At 33.5% G+C, this 16,230-nt stretch carries 14 protein-coding genes; 9 read left to right on the top strand and 5 right to left on the bottom strand.

Translation table 11 applies throughout. From position 1 onward, the window contains the following. The 3 genes from AAGV33_RS05060 to AAGV33_RS05050 form a co-directional block, all read left to right on the top strand. The coding region (locus AAGV33_RS05060) for a hypothetical protein (protein ID WP_373390860.1) at nucleotides 1-355 on the top strand (355 nt) is incomplete at its 5' end. A 40-nt stretch (nucleotides 356-395) separates the two neighbouring features. After that, nucleotides 396-791: an FRG domain-containing protein gene (locus AAGV33_RS05055; RefSeq protein WP_373390859.1), complete on the top strand. Its 396-nt coding sequence runs from the start codon at nucleotides 396-398 to the stop codon at nucleotides 789-791. Between the two features lie 147 nt (nucleotides 792-938). Further along, the gene (locus tag AAGV33_RS05050) at nucleotides 939-1,184 is read left to right on the top strand and encodes a hypothetical protein (protein WP_373390858.1); all 246 of its coding nucleotides are present in this window, start codon (nucleotides 939-941) and stop codon (nucleotides 1,182-1,184) included. Nucleotides 1,185-1,272: 88 nt separating this feature from the next. Here the strand turns inward: AAGV33_RS05050 and AAGV33_RS05045 are convergent, their stop codons facing one another. Continuing rightward, a complete protein-coding gene (locus AAGV33_RS05045) occupies nucleotides 1,273-1,881 on the bottom strand; it encodes a YkgJ family cysteine cluster protein (RefSeq protein WP_373390857.1) in 609 nt (202 codons plus the stop codon). A 186-nt stretch (nucleotides 1,882-2,067) separates the two neighbouring features. Here AAGV33_RS05045 and nhaA point away from each other — a divergent pair, with 186 nt between their 5' ends. Continuing rightward, complete coding sequence (gene nhaA, locus AAGV33_RS05040) at nucleotides 2,068-3,201, top strand: Na+/H+ antiporter NhaA (protein ID WP_373390856.1); 1,134 nt, start codon at nucleotides 2,068-2,070, stop codon at nucleotides 3,199-3,201. Here the strand turns inward: nhaA and AAGV33_RS05035 are convergent. Next, nucleotides 3,198-4,049 (bottom strand): AraC family transcriptional regulator, encoded by an 852-nt coding sequence (locus AAGV33_RS05035; protein ID WP_373390855.1) that lies wholly within the window; start codon nucleotides 4,047-4,049, stop codon nucleotides 3,198-3,200. The two genes, nhaA and AAGV33_RS05035, sit on opposite strands and share 4 nt — an antisense overlap. Before the next feature lie 133 nt (nucleotides 4,050-4,182). Between AAGV33_RS05035 and AAGV33_RS05030 the strand changes: the two genes are divergently transcribed. From AAGV33_RS05030 to purT, 4 genes are all read left to right on the top strand, one after another. After that, nucleotides 4,183-5,271, top strand: a complete 1,089-nt coding sequence (locus AAGV33_RS05030) for a mandelate racemase/muconate lactonizing enzyme family protein (RefSeq protein WP_073241367.1) — start codon at nucleotides 4,183-4,185, stop codon at nucleotides 5,269-5,271. 475 nt (nucleotides 5,272-5,746) lie between these two features. Continuing rightward, nucleotides 5,747-7,216 (top strand): DUF3696 domain-containing protein, encoded by a 1,470-nt coding sequence (locus tag AAGV33_RS05025; protein ID WP_373390854.1) that lies wholly within the window; start codon nucleotides 5,747-5,749, stop codon nucleotides 7,214-7,216. Nucleotide 7,217: 1 nt separating this feature from the next. Further along, nucleotides 7,218-8,090 carry a hypothetical protein gene (locus AAGV33_RS05020; RefSeq protein WP_373390853.1) on the top strand — a complete coding sequence of 291 codons (873 nt, stop codon included), beginning with the start codon at nucleotides 7,218-7,220 and terminating at the stop codon, nucleotides 8,088-8,090. Nucleotides 8,091-8,380: 290 nt separating this feature from the next. Then, the gene (gene purT / locus AAGV33_RS05015; RefSeq protein ID WP_373390852.1) at nucleotides 8,381-9,541 is read left to right on the top strand and encodes a formate-dependent phosphoribosylglycinamide formyltransferase; all 1,161 of its coding nucleotides are present in this window, start codon (nucleotides 8,381-8,383) and stop codon (nucleotides 9,539-9,541) included. Between the two features lie 308 nt (nucleotides 9,542-9,849). On the opposite strand, the gene AAGV33_RS05010 is transcribed toward purT, so the two are convergent. Next, nucleotides 9,850-10,716 carry a helix-turn-helix domain-containing protein gene (locus tag AAGV33_RS05010; RefSeq protein WP_373390851.1) on the bottom strand — a complete coding sequence of 289 codons (867 nt, stop codon included), beginning with the start codon at nucleotides 10,714-10,716 and terminating at the stop codon, nucleotides 9,850-9,852. A gap of 89 nt (nucleotides 10,717-10,805) precedes the next feature. On the opposite strand from AAGV33_RS05010, the gene AAGV33_RS05005 reads away from it, so the two are divergent. Further along, nucleotides 10,806-11,168 carry a DUF983 domain-containing protein gene (locus tag AAGV33_RS05005; RefSeq protein WP_373390850.1) on the top strand — a complete coding sequence of 121 codons (363 nt, stop codon included), beginning with the start codon at nucleotides 10,806-10,808 and terminating at the stop codon, nucleotides 11,166-11,168. A 93-nt stretch (nucleotides 11,169-11,261) separates the two neighbouring features. On the opposite strand, the gene AAGV33_RS05000 is transcribed toward AAGV33_RS05005, so the two are convergent. Together AAGV33_RS05000 and AAGV33_RS04995 are read right to left on the bottom strand one after the other, a co-directional pair. Beyond that, a complete protein-coding gene (locus AAGV33_RS05000) occupies nucleotides 11,262-12,671 on the bottom strand; it encodes a RagB/SusD family nutrient uptake outer membrane protein (RefSeq protein WP_373390849.1) in 1,410 nt (469 codons plus the stop codon). Nucleotides 12,672-12,705: 34 nt separating this feature from the next. Then, the gene (locus AAGV33_RS04995; protein ID WP_373390848.1) at nucleotides 12,706-16,185 is read right to left on the bottom strand and encodes a SusC/RagA family TonB-linked outer membrane protein; all 3,480 of its coding nucleotides are present in this window, start codon (nucleotides 16,183-16,185) and stop codon (nucleotides 12,706-12,708) included. Nucleotides 16,186-16,230: the final 45 nt, after the last annotated feature.

The following is a 16,230-nucleotide window of genomic DNA, read 5'->3' as shown; positions in this document are numbered from 1 at the left end:
TATAGAAAAATGGAGATGGAACATTTTAAGTTACAATCCAAATTTACCTTGGTCAATAAATTTTATCAATAAATATTTTCATAAATGGGATTGGTATTGTTTAAGTTCTAATCCAAATTTACCGTGGTCATTAGATTTTATCAATAAATATACTTACAAATGGAACTGGAAAGAATTAAGTCAAAACTCAAATTTACCGTGGTCTTTAGATTTTGTCGAAAAGTATTTTGACAAATGGGATTTTAATATTTTACTTTTTAATAAAGGTTTCTATAAAATATTTGAATCAACTTTAGATGATGCATTAGTAAATGAAATAATCACTGAAATTTCGACAAAAAAAGCAAAACAATAAATTGGCTTTTAACCAACAACGTTCCTAAATAACAATATTTATGAAAAAATTTGACATTAATGATTATGAAGATTTTGAAAATATTATTTCTTATGCTTCTGCTGGTACACTTTCCTGGCAACCCAAACCATTATTTGAACCTTTATATAGAGGACATTCAAAAAAAACATATCAATTAAAATCAGGTATTGCACGTTGTTGTAAATCTGCAAAAGAAATACAAGAACTAGAAGAAAATTTAATTAATGATTTTAAAAAACTGGTTACTAATATTTCTGATTACAAAAATATTATTCATCTAAATGAAGAAATTTCAGATTATGAAAATGATTGGAGATGGCTTGAACAGATGCAGCATTTCAGAATTCCAACTCGTCTTTTAGATTGGAGCTTAAAACCTGAAATTGCTCTTTTTTTCGCAGTAGAAAGTGACTAAGAGGAAGTTGGTCAATTTTGGATCTATAAAACACCTTTAAATTGGCTTTGTGATAAACACTTTTTAATAAATCCTTATAATAAAAATTTAAATATAATTTGTAACAGCAGTTCTTTTTCAGCAAAAAAATATGAAGACAAAATAGCAATGAAAAGAATTGCAGTTCAAAAAGGCAAATTCTCAGTTCAAGATTTCAATAAAAGCTTAATACCCATGGAAGATCAAGCCGATTTAAAGAATGAATTTATAAAATACACTATTAATCCTAAATCTAAAGAAGTCTTACTCGAAAAACTTGCTAAACAAGATATAACAAAAGAAACAGTCTATGTGGAATTTGATAACGAAATAGAAAAATTAATAGAAGTATTAAAATCGAAATACAATTTATAAAAAAATCCTATTTCAAACTCATATTGCGAAGATCCCTCCTTCGTCGGGAGGACAAGTTTGTGTAAAAATCCATCTGTATAAAAACCCATCACGCACAATTATTATAACCATTCGGCATTGGTCGATAGGCATAATACTGTAAAACCTCTTCAATAGCAAAAATCAGCGCTTGGTTTATGGGCAGAATTATGTTTCCTAATTTAAAATCTATTTGAGAAAGATTCATATAATAATCGGTAAAAATGGGAATGACAAGTCCGTCATTAATGTCTGTTGACGTTTTTTCAAAAGCTTCTTTTTGGTTTTCTTTGATTATTTTACAAGTAGATATTCGGAATTGTCCGTATTTGTCTTTGTTGGCTCCAAAGCCAAACAATCTACAAATTAAACCACGGTATGGGTATTCACTGCAATTTCCTTTATTGCTATCGAGTAACGAAAGTGGATTGTAAATATAACAGATACTTTTGCTGCTGCTTTTTAAGTCCAATAAAACATTTTCAGCATTTCCGTTTAAGAAAAGATGAAACGCCCAGGGTAAAAATTCGAGTGGAGAAGCATCTATTTCAGGATTAGTACAGCATTTTCCACAACCTGCCACACAACCTAAAGTCGAACTTGCTTGAAAGAACACAATTTCTTGCTCTAATTTAGCAAATAATGCTTCCACAAGAATGACACGATGGGTTATAGACATGAGTTTTTACACAAGGTAAGCTTTATAATTTCGTTTGTTGTTATATTGTCAAAAAACACCCAATTATATAACCAAATAAAATTAGTACCTTTGAAAAAAGGCTATTTTTCAAACAAAAAAACACTAAAAAAACACTAAAAACTGAAATCCATTTCAGTTTTTAAAAGTTAAATTAAACATCAACAAATGAGAGCAACTACATTATTTAAAGAATTTTTTGATAGTGAAAAATCGAGTGGAATTGCATTAATAGCCTGTACATTGGCATCTTTATTTCTAGCCAACTCAATCTTTGGAGACAGTTACCAACATTTGTTTCAAATTAAAATAGGCACCCATAGTATTGGACATTGGATTAACGATGGATTAATGACTATTTTCTTCTTACTCATTGGTTTAGAATTAGAAAGAGAAATTTACCATGGCGAACTTTCTAACATAAAAAATGCCATGTTACCCATTTTTGCCGCGATTGGTGGAATTGTATTTCCTGCGGGACTTTATCTACTATTCAATTATGGAACTCCTACACAAGCAGGAGCAGGAATTCCTATGGCGACCGACATTGCATTTGCCTTGGGTATCTTATCGCTTTTGGGTAACCGTGTACCTGTAACTCTAAAAGTATTTCTAACAGCACTAGCCGTTATTGATGATTTAGGAGCCATTATTATCATTGCCATTTTCTATACAAAAACCCTGATTTTAACAAATTTATTTATTGCTTTAGGTATTTTTGCTTTACTTTTAGCTTTCAACCGATTAAAAGTTCGAAACCTCATCCCCTATTTAATTGGCGGTGTAGCCATGTGGTACTTCATGCTTAATTCTGGTATTCACGCTACAATTACAGGAGTTTTATTAGCATTTGCTATCCCGTTTGGTAATGGAGATAAAAATTCTACTTCTTATATTTTGCAACATTTTTTGCATAAACCAGTAGCATTTTTCATTTTACCCCTTTTTGCATTAGCCAATACAGCCATCATTTTTAGTGGAAACATTCAAGAAACTTTAGCCGAAAATTACAGTATAGGTATTCTGCTGGGGCTTATTGTTGGTAAGCCATTGGGGATTTTTATTTTATCGTATGCAGCAGTTGGATTTGGATTTTGCAAACTTCCACCAGGTCTTACTTGGAAAACTATTTTTGGTGTTGGTCTTTTGGCAGGAATAGGTTTTACAATGTCAATTTTCATCACCTTACTTGCGTTCGAAAATGAAATAATCATCAACAATGCTAAATTGGTTATTTTAATTTCTTCTTTAATTGCAGGGGCACTTGGCTTTTTTACTTTAAAACAAACCTTAAAAAACTAAATATCCCGATATATTTTTCTGTATTTAGATGGCGACATTTTTACAAACTTATTGAACTGACGATTAAAAAAACTCAAATTATTATAACCTACGTTGTATCCAATTTCAGATGCCGTTAAATCAGTATTGATAAGCATTTTGGTAGCCATACTAATTTTGTATTCATTGATAAACTCAAAAAAAGACTTGCGGAACGTTTTCTTAAAAAAACGACAAAAGGATTCTTTGCTCATTGCTGTTTTTTTAGAAACATCGTCCAGACTAATTTGCTGGTTGTAATATTCCTTGACGTAATTGTAAATCAAATTCACGCGCTCACTTTCTTTTATAGTCAAATTAGCCGTAAAACCTTCTCCTGCCAAAAAATGATGATTGGCATTCACAGCCAATTCCTGTAAAATTTGCAAAAAAGACAAAAGGCGTTCAAAGGGAGGCAAATCAATCAAGCTTAACAATTTGTTTTCGACTTTCAAAGCCGTTTCAAAATCAAACCGAATTCCTCTCGAAGCCAGAGCCAACAGTTGTTTAATGTGCTGAAATTCTTTTTTCTCCAACCAGTCTTCGAGCATTTCTTCATCCCATTGCACAATAATACAGCGTACTTCTTCCTTTTGTTCGCCAATGGTTTTCCAACAATGCGGCAAATTCGAACCCACCAAAACCAAGTCGCCGTATTCAAAATTCCCCATATTATCGCCCACATATCGAATACCACTACTCCCCAAAATATAAGTTAGTTCATATTGAGGATGAAAGTGCCAGGAAGCAATAAATTCTTTGCCTTCAAAAAGAGTCGTACTAAAAGAACTACCCGGCGACGGACTGATACTTCGGTATTCTGCTTTCATTTCTACATTGCAATGGTTTAACAAGCTTTAAAAATACACTATTCTTTATCAATATAGTGTTTAAAAATCCATTTATTGTGTAAATAGTGTTGGTTTTAGAGTCGTAATATTGTAATTCTAAAAACTACATAACATGAATACAGATACAGCCATCAGAGACGTCAAATTATACAAGGCTTCCACCACACTAAAAAAACCAATATCGGATGCCACGCATACGCTAACGGAAATTGCTTTCATCGTCATGCGAATCCAACTGGAAAACGGAGTCATTGGCGAATCCTATTTGTTGTCTTTTCAGTATTCTCCTAATGCGATTGTTGGCGCATTAAAAGATATTATTCCGGTTATCAAAGGTTATAAAGCCAACGAAACAGCGGCTGTTTACCAAAAGCTGGATGAATTAGCAGAATATTTTGGAAACCAGGGAGTATTGCGATGGGCACAAGCCGCCATCAATATTGCCATGTGGGATGCCTGGGGAAAAACTTTGGGACAACCCATCCATAAAATCTTAGGCACACACAAAGAAAAAGTATCCATTTACGGAAGCGGCGGTTGGATTTCCTATTCTATTGACGAATTGATCGAAGAAGTAACCAATTATGCAGATAGAGGATTTAAAGCCGTTAAAATAAAAGTAGGTTCGCCAAAAGTCAGCACCGATGTGGAGCGTTTGCGTTTAGTGCGTGAAGCCGTGGGCGACAAAGTCGATATCATGATGGATGCCAATCAGGGAATGGATTTGCCATCGGCAATGAAGTTAGCACGGGAAGCCAGAGATTTAAACATCAACTGGTTTGAAGAACCCATACATCACCAAAATTTTCAGGGTTACGAAATCCTGAAAAACCAAACTGGAATTTCTCTCGCTATGGGAGAAAGAGAATTCGATACTTTACCGCTTAGAGAATTAGCAACCAGAAATGCTTTGGATATTTGGCAACCCGATATTTTGAGAATTGGTGGTGTCGAAGCCTGGCGCGAAAGTGCGGCTTTGGCTAAAAGTTTTCATCTGCCTGTGCTCCCGCATTATTACAAGGATTATGATGTTCCGTTGTTGTGTACCATTTCAAATGGCGTGGGAGTAGAATCTTTTGACTGGGTCGATCCATTGATTGATAATCCTATGGTTATTCAGGATGGTTTTGCAAAACCACACGATTTACCAGGTTGGGGATTTAGTTTTATCGATGATCGAATGACTGAAATTAAGTTGTAAAATATTTTATACAACCCTGTCAGAGTTTTGAACTCTGACAGGGTTTCTTGCTGTAAATAGTTTACCATTTGAAGTGTCTATATCCAAATTTTTAAACTATTTTTTTTGGGGTTCCCTCCGGTCGGGCTATCCGTTTCAATCTTTTATTTTTAAAGAAAAAATAAAAGGATTTCCACTACTATCCCTAACCCACAATCCCGTTACTACAAAAACACCTAAATAAAAAACTACAAATACAACTGGAAACTTTAAAGTAAATGATTGGGAAACAAAACGAGTTACAGAAGTATTTTGTAGGATATTTTTATATATTTGAGGAATAAATAAGTACGATAGCAATCAGACTTAAACACCCAAATTAAGGTAGATAAGTCTGATTTTATCAAATCTATAAACTAGTAGGCAGCCATTTTAACGCAGAAAGAAGAATCCAAGATTAAATTAATATATTTGTTAAAAATTAAATTAAGAACATATGTTCAAACTTCGACTAAACAACTATCGTGGGTTTCTAAATCAAGAATTTGACTTTTCTAGAATTAATATATTAATAGGCGAAAATAGCGCTGGAAAAAGTAGTATTTTTAAATTTTTACTTTCTTTAAAACAAAGCTTGAGATCTCCAAACAACAGCGACTATAATTTAACTTTATCTGGAGATGAAACAGATTTAGGGAATTACTTTGAAACAATATATAACCATGAAATAGATAGAAACCTTTCCTTCTCTTTTGAATTTGGCAAAGATTACAATGCATTTTTCTTCAATGAAACTTTCCCAAAAAACAGAGATGAAGACGAAGAAAAAAGAAGTGTAGAAAAGAAAAACGAAGTCATATCTTATCTTACAAATGTAGAGAATGTCTCCACAACTTTAGCCGTTGAAGTTTGTAACGATTTGAATAATCATAAAAATATTGTTTTTAGTGTTTCTAATGACAATTTAGGAATAGTAAAAATCAAATTTTTAAGAAATGAAGATAATAATCACGATAATACTGTAGAAGATATTTACATTATTGGTGATAAAGAAAGATGTGAAATAATATTTGAGAGTAACTATTATAATAAAACATTTAATATAACAGATGTTGAATACGATAAAGAGGGATTTTTAACAATTGTGTCGGGTTCTGATTTAAAAGAAAATATAGAGAAAAATAAGAACATAAATTCTACAGAAATTGAAAGAATCTTTTGGAGTATTGGATATTTGCTTATTACACAAAATTATCTTCAAATACAACTACGCAAAATTGAATACGTAAATCCACTATTACATAAAATTGCTGAAAGAGTATATATTGAAGGAGATAAAAAGAAAACACTTCGAATTAAAAATCTTAAAGATTTAATTGATTTCATAGATACATCAACAACCAAAAAAACATTTGAAGAAAAATTTATAACTATTCTTCAAGAATTTGGAATTGCTCAAAACTTTACAATAAAAAAAGAAGGTTTTACAAAAGAGTTTAGAGTGAAAATTGATGATATTGAGAATAACATAAAAGATGTAGGTTTTGGAGTTTCACTTCAACTACCAATTTTTGCACAAGCAATTATTTCAGAAGGAACAAGGACGGTTAGAAATGGAAATAAAATTCTTTCTGGTCAAACTCTTTTAATTGAACAACCAGAAGTACATTTACATCCTCATTTACAAGCCAAGTTTATTGAAACCCTATTAAGCATTGGAGAAAATAATGTATATTTTATTGAAACTCATAGCGAACATATTATCAGAATGCTACAGGTCTTAATAAAAAATAAAAAACTGAATCTTAAATCGGAAGATGTATCAATACACTATTTTAAAAAACATGAAAAAAAAATGAGCAAATCTTTTCATTATATTAATCCTGAAACAGGTAAACTAACTCCCAATTTTCCCAAAGGATTTTATGATGTATCTTATGATTTGGCATTTCAATTAATGGATTAGGATGAAAATACTAACACTTAAAGATTTTATTTTGGGGTTTATTTATCAGAACATTCAAAATAAAGATATTCAGAAACAAATACATCAAATTATTGATAACGAAAATTCAGTTTTTTTATATTCTAAAAAATTCTTCTTATTTATAAAAGAAGAATTAAGTGATGAATACTTAAACGAATTTGAAAGATTATTTACGAAGTATAGTGATTTAGGTATTTCTGTACCGAGTTCAAAGACTTCACAAAACTTTGATGAAGAATTAATCCATATTTATTCAGTCGCAAATTTTAAAGTAATTAATAGTATTGGATATGAAGAGCCTAACAAAACAATACTTAATAATATTCCAAATGTTGCTGTATTAAGTAAACAGCAAAAACCAAATTATAATTGGTTAGCAACTAAATTAGCCATTTTACATCCAAATAAAGTTACTTTTCGATGTTTTGAATTTTCTAAAAATTCAGAAATATCTCAATTATTTAAAGATTTTTTCTCCATACCCAAAACAATTTCTGGAGTCAATATATTTGATTCCCAATGTAACTTAAATCATGACAAATTTGATTATCTCTTAAATAACTCAATACGTCCTAATTATTATACAAAATTTTCTAGCAGAGAAAAAAATCAATTTGAACGAAGAGATGAAATCAAAAAGTATTTTGGTAATTCAACCAAAGTATTTTTATCTAATCGCGGAGAAAAAGCACATGGTAGGAGAATAATATTTGAAAACATTATTATATCTACAGATGAAGACTTTTGGAATATCGAAATTGATGCTTCTGACTGGAACATCGATATCGAATATAATGAAGAAATTGCAAATAAATGGTTGGACAGAAAAACACAATACAGTAAATTTAACTAAAATACGGCTACCGACAGCTACTACAAAGGATTTAGTTAATTGCAATAATAGAAAGTTAGTTTTACATTTGAATGATTTGGCCCAGCTAGCGCGAGCGTCTCGCTCGTGCACACAAAGAAATTAAAAACCTAATAATTTTGATTACGGGCACAAGCGAGACGCTTGCGCTAGCCTATAGAACATAGTATTCATTGATCATTTTTTCAAAATTTAGTCCTTACAAAGAACAAAACAGTCGCAACGAGAATTACTAAATGTGATTGCTTCGTTCCTCGCAATAAAATCATAAAATGGCAAAAATCCTTCTTCTCGGCTCAGGCGAACTCGGTAAAGAATTTGTAATCGCTGCGCAACGTATCGGGCAAACCGTAATTGCGGTGGACAGTTATGAAGATGCTCCTGCCATGCAAGTCGCTCACGATTTTGAAGTGATTAATATGTTAGACGGCGATGCTTTAGATAAAATTGTAGCCAAACACAATCCAGATTTTATCGTTCCCGAAATAGAAGCTATCCGTACCGAACGCTTTTACGATTACGAAAAACAGGGAATTACCGTGGTTCCATCGGCCAAAGCGGCCAACTTTACAATGAATCGCAAAGCCATTCGGGATTTAGCTTCTAAAGAATTAGGATTAAAAACTGCCGAATATCGTTATGCCACAACAGCCGAAAAGTTACGAAAAGGCGTTCTCGAAGTTGGGATTCCTTGTGTGGTAAAACCATTAATGTCATCCTCAGGAAAAGGACAATCCACGATAAAAACGGAAGCTGATATCGAAAAAGCCTGGGAGTATGCTGTTGCAGGTTCTCGTGGCGATGTGGTGGAAGTAATTGTGGAAGCTTTTGTCAAATTCAATTCGGAGATTACTTTATTGACCGTAACACAAAACAATAATCGTACTTTATTCTGTGCGCCAATTGGACATAGACAAGAACGTGGCGATTATCAGGAAAGCTGGCAACCTGCCCGAATTTCTGATAAGGATTTGTACGAAGCACAAGATATGGCCGAAAAAGTGACCGAAGCCTTAGGTGGCGCAGGACTTTTTGGTGTGGAATTTTTCTTAGCCGATGATGGTGTTTATTTCTCTGAACTCTCGCCTCGTCCACATGATACCGGAATGGTAACATTGGCCGGAACACAAAATTTCAATGAATTCGAATTACATCTTAGAGCGATTTTAAGTTTACCTATTTTCGAAATAAACTTAGAAAAAACGGGAGCAAGTGCTGTAATTTTAGCTTCGGAAAATAGTGCGAATCCAACTTATAGCGGAATTGAAAAAATTGCTGCCTTACCGAAAACCGATTTCAGAATCTTTGGCAAACCATCTTCAAGACCTTACCGAAGAATGGGAGTAGCTTTGACCAACAATACTCTGGAAACTCCAATTGAAGAAGTGGTAGAAAATGCTATAAAAGCGGCGAGTTTAGTAACTGTAAATTAATTTTTCTTTTTTGCTTGATCAAAAAAAGAAACAAAAAAATATTCATGCGCTTATATTGTTTTTTTGGTATTCATGAATCTTCGATTTCAAGTCTTACACTTCCTAGTCGGTCAAATTAGTTTTCGAATACTAAAAGAAAAGAACTCGTCCCGAAGCATCGGGACTCAAACAGCTTTTCTTTTTGCGTATTCTTCAAACATTTGACGCTCGACTGCGGAAGCTAAGGACAATGAATTCGTTAAATAAAGTAATTTGAGGAAATTTGTGCAATTTGCGGTTAAAAAAACTATCTTAAAAAGAAATAATTCCTAATCTTTTTTCAATAATCGAAAAGCGGTAGGCGTTACCGTAGTGTGTTTTTTAAACAAACGTGTAAAATAAGAGTAATCTTCATAACCCAACTCGATGGCGATTTCATTTACTGTCCAGTTTTTGTCAAGCAGCATTCGTTTTGCTTCCAGCATCACCCGATCTACAATCACTTCGGTGGTTGTTTTTTTTAGGATTTCATTGCAAATTCGGTTCAAATGTTTCAAGCTAACATTCAATGCCGAAGCATAAAAAGCCGCCGATTTTTCTTCTTTAAATTTTTTCTCTAAAAGCTGCTCCAGACTTTTAATTTTTACATTATACGAATGGGCTTCGTGAATGTAAATTTCGTTGTACTTACGAGCGAGTTCAATGTGAATTATATCCAATAGATTCATAATTTTATCGCGTTTCAGTACTTTATTGGTTTGCATCTCCGCAATCAAATTTTCGAAATAAGGCAAAATGGATTTTATTTCTTCTTTTTCCAATACAATTTCAGGACTATTTTGCACCGAAAAATAAAACGGATAATCTTCGATGGTCTTATTTCCAAAATACAAATTGTACATTTCGGCAGTATAAAAAACAATGAAGCCTTCTATATCTTCTGATAAAATCCAATGATGCATTTGCCCTGGCTGCAACACAAAAACACTTCCCGGTCGAATATCAAATCGGTCAAAATCGACCTCATGGATTCCTGAACCATTGGTAAAAAAAACCAACAAATAAAAATTATGACGGTGTGGCTTTTCTATAAAACTATGATTAATCAAGTGATTTTTAAACGTATTAATATACAAATCGCTGGTTACTGAATTGCAATTAAACTGTTGTATACTATAAATGGGATATTTTTTCACCTTAAGAATGTCTTTTTTGTCCTATAATAAGCGAATATAGAAAATAGCTAGCAGATTGATAATAAATACCTTTGAAAAAAATAGAAATCATGTCAAATACACTTATCCATATTCTGAAAAATGATTGTCCACATTGTCATCAAGGAAAAATTTTTAAAGAAAATAGTATTTTTTTTAAATTCAGTTTCCCAAAAATGAACGAATATTGTTCGCATTGTCATTATAAATTCAAAAAAGAACCGGGTTATTTTTTTGGTGCTATGTATGTCAATTATGGGTTAACAGTGGCTCAGGGAATTACAACTTATGTTATATGCAGTTTCTTTTTTCAAGAAACTTTCGACTTAAGAATAATTCCGATTATTATGGCTGTAATAGTCGCATTGTCTCCATTAAACATTCGACTATCAAGGTTATTATGGATTTATATGTTTAAAAATTATTCGAATTAACATCACAAAAAGTAAAGACCGCTCCCAAGTCTATTTGACAAGGAAACGGTCTCTACACCTAACTAAACTAACCAATAACTCAAATACTAATCTTTATTTATAAGCCTCATTTTGAGTAATCACATCCGGATTTTGATTGATTACTAAAAATGGAATAGGCAATAACAATTCCTCTTCCGTAATAGTGATGTTTTTACTACTACTTTTAATTACTGAAATTGCTCTTCCAGTTCGTATTAAATCAAACCAACGGTGGAATTCAGATGCAAATTCAACCTGATTTTCATGTTCCAAAGCCAATTCAACTGTATTGTATTTCGTTGGATAACCAACGGTTCCATAAAGTGGTAAACCCACACGGGTGCGAACTTCGTTCAAATATTTTGGATCAGAAGTTGCTTCGGTCAACATTAAAAGCACATCTGCATAACGAAGAATCATAAAATTGTTATCCGATGCTTCTCTTAAACCAACAACGGGAGCTTTTGTATCTCTCCATTTAATTGGGAATTTTACCTCAACACGTGAACCGTTAGCCGTTTGATAGCCATCCTGAATTGATATTGCTCTTCTTGGGTCACCCGCTTCATAGGCATTCCATAAATCATTTGTAATTTGGTTAAACCCTCCACCCCAAGACGTCACAACACGATTATCAACTGGTGAAAACATAGCCCAATACAAGCTATAAGGACTTGACAGACCACCTTTATATTGAATTTCAAAAATAGAGGACACATTATTTTTCTTAGTTAAATCCCATAAATCAGCGTAAGGAACCAGACTAAATTTGCCATACACTTTCAACAAAGTTTCAGCCGCCTTTGTTTTATTTCCCATTGTTAAATACACCTTCCCTAATAAAGTATTTGCCGCTTCCTGACTGGCAGCACCTACAAAACGCTGGCTTGATTTTACGGGTAGTTTAGCTGCTGCAAAATCCAGATCTTCTATAATTTGAGCATAAACCTGAGCCTTTGGTGTACGTCCTTGCGCATAAGCATCAGCAATACTGATTGGAGTTTTAACCAATGGCACATCGCCCCAGGCCCGAACCATATCAAAATAGTACAACGCACGTAAAAACTTAGCTTCGCCAATTAAGGCATCACGATTAGCAAATTCCAGTCTTTCGGCACTGGCAATAACATTATTTACAATGTAGATTGCCTTGTAATAATTGTTCCAGAAATTGAATACTAACTCATTATCAATAGTCATGGTGTGTAATTCAAAACTTTCATAATCCTGAATTCTTCCCGCAGCATTATCACTGTATGCATTATCAGACATTAACTCACCATAGAAAGATGGCAAACTTTCAGGACCATACAAGGTGTAAAGCGAATTGTAAGCAGACCACATGGCTGTTTCAATATCTTTTTGGGATTTATAAAATGCTGCTTCATTAGCATTCGAAATAGGCGCTTTATCTAAAAAATCGGAACTACATCCTAATAGAAATAAGTTGCAAAAAAGTACGGTATATATTATTTTTTTCATTTTCTTAAGTTTTAAATGATTGGTCTGGATTTTTTTAAAAACTAACATTTATCCCAGCTGTAGCAGTAAAAGGATTTGGATAAGCTCCGTAATCAAAGCCAACCAATACTCCAGATTGATACGTACTACCCTCTGGATCAAAACCTAAATAATCAGAGAATACATGTACATTTTCCATATTTACATATAACTTAATGTTACTGATTTTCATTTTTTCAACTAGCTTTTTTGGTAAATTATACCCTAAACGAATATTTTGAATACGAACAAATGACGCATCTTCTACCCAGTAACTAGATCCAAAATCGTGAACAGTTGTTGGCAACATACGCGGTTTAGGAATCATTCCGTTTCCAGGTTCCGCCTCCGATTTCCAATAATTATTTACAACAGCATACATATTACGGTTTCCTCCTCCTACTCCTGATTTTAAATATCGGGCATTATGATTCAGGATTTCTCCACCTTGTGAACCACGTACCAAAACAGAAAGTTCAAATCCTTTGTAAGAAAAATTATTAGTCAATCCCCATTGGAAATCAGCCTGATTGTTTCCAAGATAAGTACGATCGTTAGAATCAATTTTACCATCATTATTAACGTCTCTTACTCTTGGATCACCAGCTTCACTGCCTGGCCATACCGGATACGCTTTACTATCCAATTCTGCTTGCGTCATTATTACACCATCAACAACATAACCGTAATACATCCCAATTGGTTTTCCTACCGCAGTGCGAGAAGTCATACTACTCACATTTATATCTATTGGAGCATCGTTAACACCTAATTTTAAAACTTTATTTCGGTTAGCGAAAATATTCAAATCGGTAGTCCACTTGAATTCACTATCAATGTTGCGTGTGCTAAAATTTAATTCAACTCCTCTGTTTTCTAGTTCTCCAATATTGGTTAAAGTAGAAGAAAAACCAGAAAGAATTGGAATAGGCACATTCAGCAATAAATCTTTTGTTTTCGAATAATAAATATCCCCAGTGAATTTTATACGTCCATCAAAAACACTAAAATCAACCCCAAAGTTAGTCTGACCTGTTTTTTCCCATTTCAAATTTTTATCCGCAAAATTTGAAGTATAAATTCCCTGGTTTACAGTACCTGAGCTCACATACGGGCTGTAACCTAATACTCCAATAGATCCATAGTTTGGAATCGAATTGTTACCCGTTGCTCCATAGCTTAACCTCACTTTTAAATTAGTCAACCAGGAAACATCTTTAAAAGATTCTTCTTCAGAAATGCGCCATGCAAGCGATCCTGATGGAAAATAACCCCATCTGTTATTTGCTCCAAAACGGGAAGATCCATCCGCTCTAACGGCAGCCGAAGCTAAATATTTGCCTTTATAAGAATAATTGGCACGAGCCAAATAAGAAACTAAAGACCATTCTTCTGAAAAAGTATTTCCTGCATTTACAACACCTGCATTCAGAGTATGCACTAAATCATTTGGGAAATTCCCTGCCGTCATACTACTCAAATCGGTACGTTGTTCCTGAGCCGAATAACCGGCTAATAAATTTAAAGTATGATTTTCGTTAAATGTTTTACTGTAATTCAGTGTAGTTTCTGAAATCCAATTGTTCGATTGCAAAGTTTTAAAATCAGCCTGTGCTGGCACCCATCCAGAGTAGCCCCAGTTTTGACCTGCATTCCAATAGAAATTATGAACTGTATTCTCAATATTAGAACTCGCAGAAGTTTTTAAAGTTAAATCTTTAATAAGATCCCATTCCAGATAAGAAGTAACAGTTGATATATTGGTTACTTTTTTAGCAGTTGCTTCTCTAGTTAATGAATAAGGATGCCAAAGCTGGAAACCATATTTTGCAAATGTATTCCAAATTGAAGCTGGATCTTTAAACCCTAAACTTCCTGTTTCAACATACAGCGGAAAAAACGGGGTGCTTTGTAAGGCCAAACTCACCACGTCACTTTTTCCTCCTGTACCGTAAGGCGCTTCATTGGCACGACTAAGACCAACGTTCATTCCCATTCGGATTTTATCATTAAACTTATGCTTGATATTTGATCTTAGATTAATTCGTTCATAAGTATTTCTATCCACAACTCCTTCAGAATCTAAATAACCCAAGGATACCATAAATTGTGTTTTTTCGCTACCGCCAGAAGCCGACAGTTGAAAATTTTTGTTATGTGCAGTTCTAAAGGCAACATCCTGCCAATCTGTTCCATTCCCGATACGGGCAATCCAAGCCGGATCAGAGAATTCCACAGGGACAGTTACATTAATTCCTCTGGTAGCTGATGGATTTGCAGCAACAATTGTAGCCCATGAATTGTTTCTTGCAGCCGAGTTGTAAGCAATAAATTCAGAAGAATTCATCACATCAGTCTTACGATTTACATGAGAAAAACCAGTTTCAAAAGTGGCATCAATTTTAGTTTTACCTGCTTTTCCTTGCTTGGTTGTAATGATAACAACACCATTTGCTCCTCTGGAACCATAAATGGCAGCTGAAGAAGCATCCTTCAAAATATCAATCGACTCAATATCATTAGGGTTAATAAAATTTAGAGGATTTCGATTAAAACTTAAATTACTTCCTGTTGTAATTCCAGTATCAGTTGAATTTGTTGAGCTGTCTTCTAACGGAATACCATCTATAACATAAAGCGGTGTAGTTCCTGCATTGATGGAAGAAGCACCACGTACTTTTACTGTAGGAGCAAGACCTGGAGCACCTTGAGATTGTGTAATTTGTACTCCCGTTGCCTGTCCTGCAAGCGATTGAAGTACATTAGAATTCGACCGTCCTTCTAATTTATCTGCACCCACAGAAACCACTGATCCAGTCAAATCTCTCTTCTTAACGGAACCGTAACCAACAACCACTACTTCCTCTAACTTAGCGGAGTCTTCTTCTAATTTAATTGAAAGATTCGTTTGTCCATTTAATACAATTTCTGTTGTTTTAAAACCAATGTAAGAAACTACTAAAGTTGCTTTTTCACCTTTTACATTTATTGAAAAATTACCATCAAAATCGGTTTGGATTCCATTTGTAGTTCCTTTTTCAACAATATTTACTCCTGGCAGAGGTTGTCCAGAATCATCCGTAATTTTTCCTTTTATTATTTGCTGCTGTACTTTATTATGAACAACTACAGCTTTTTCTTTAATTAAAATGGTATTATTATCTGTTAGTTCAAAATTGAGGTTATTACTGGAAAGGCATTGTCCTAACAATTTAGTTACTGAAATTGTTCCTTTTTTTAATTCGACATTTGGAATGTCTTTAAAAACTTTTCTAGGGTAAATAAAATTCAAATCAGTTTGTTGTTTTATAAGTTTAAATACCTCATAAATTGTTACTGATTGATCCTTTTTAATAATTACATTCACTTGTGCATATGTACTGCCTATGTTGAGACAAAAAACATTGGTACACCATAAAAAAATAAATGCTCTCATAACAGTTTTAATTAGCCCTTCTCTAACAGGAACAGAGACATTAAGTGCTTTAATTTTCATAATTTTCAGGTTGGTTGGTTATACAATAGGGAATCGATAATAGTG

Origin of the sequence: Flavobacterium magnesitis, from assembly GCF_041729735.1 — a bacterium.
Classification (GTDB): Bacteria; Bacteroidota; Bacteroidia; order Flavobacteriales; family Flavobacteriaceae; genus Flavobacterium; species Flavobacterium magnesitis.
This window is presented reverse-complemented; position numbering and strand designations above follow the sequence as displayed.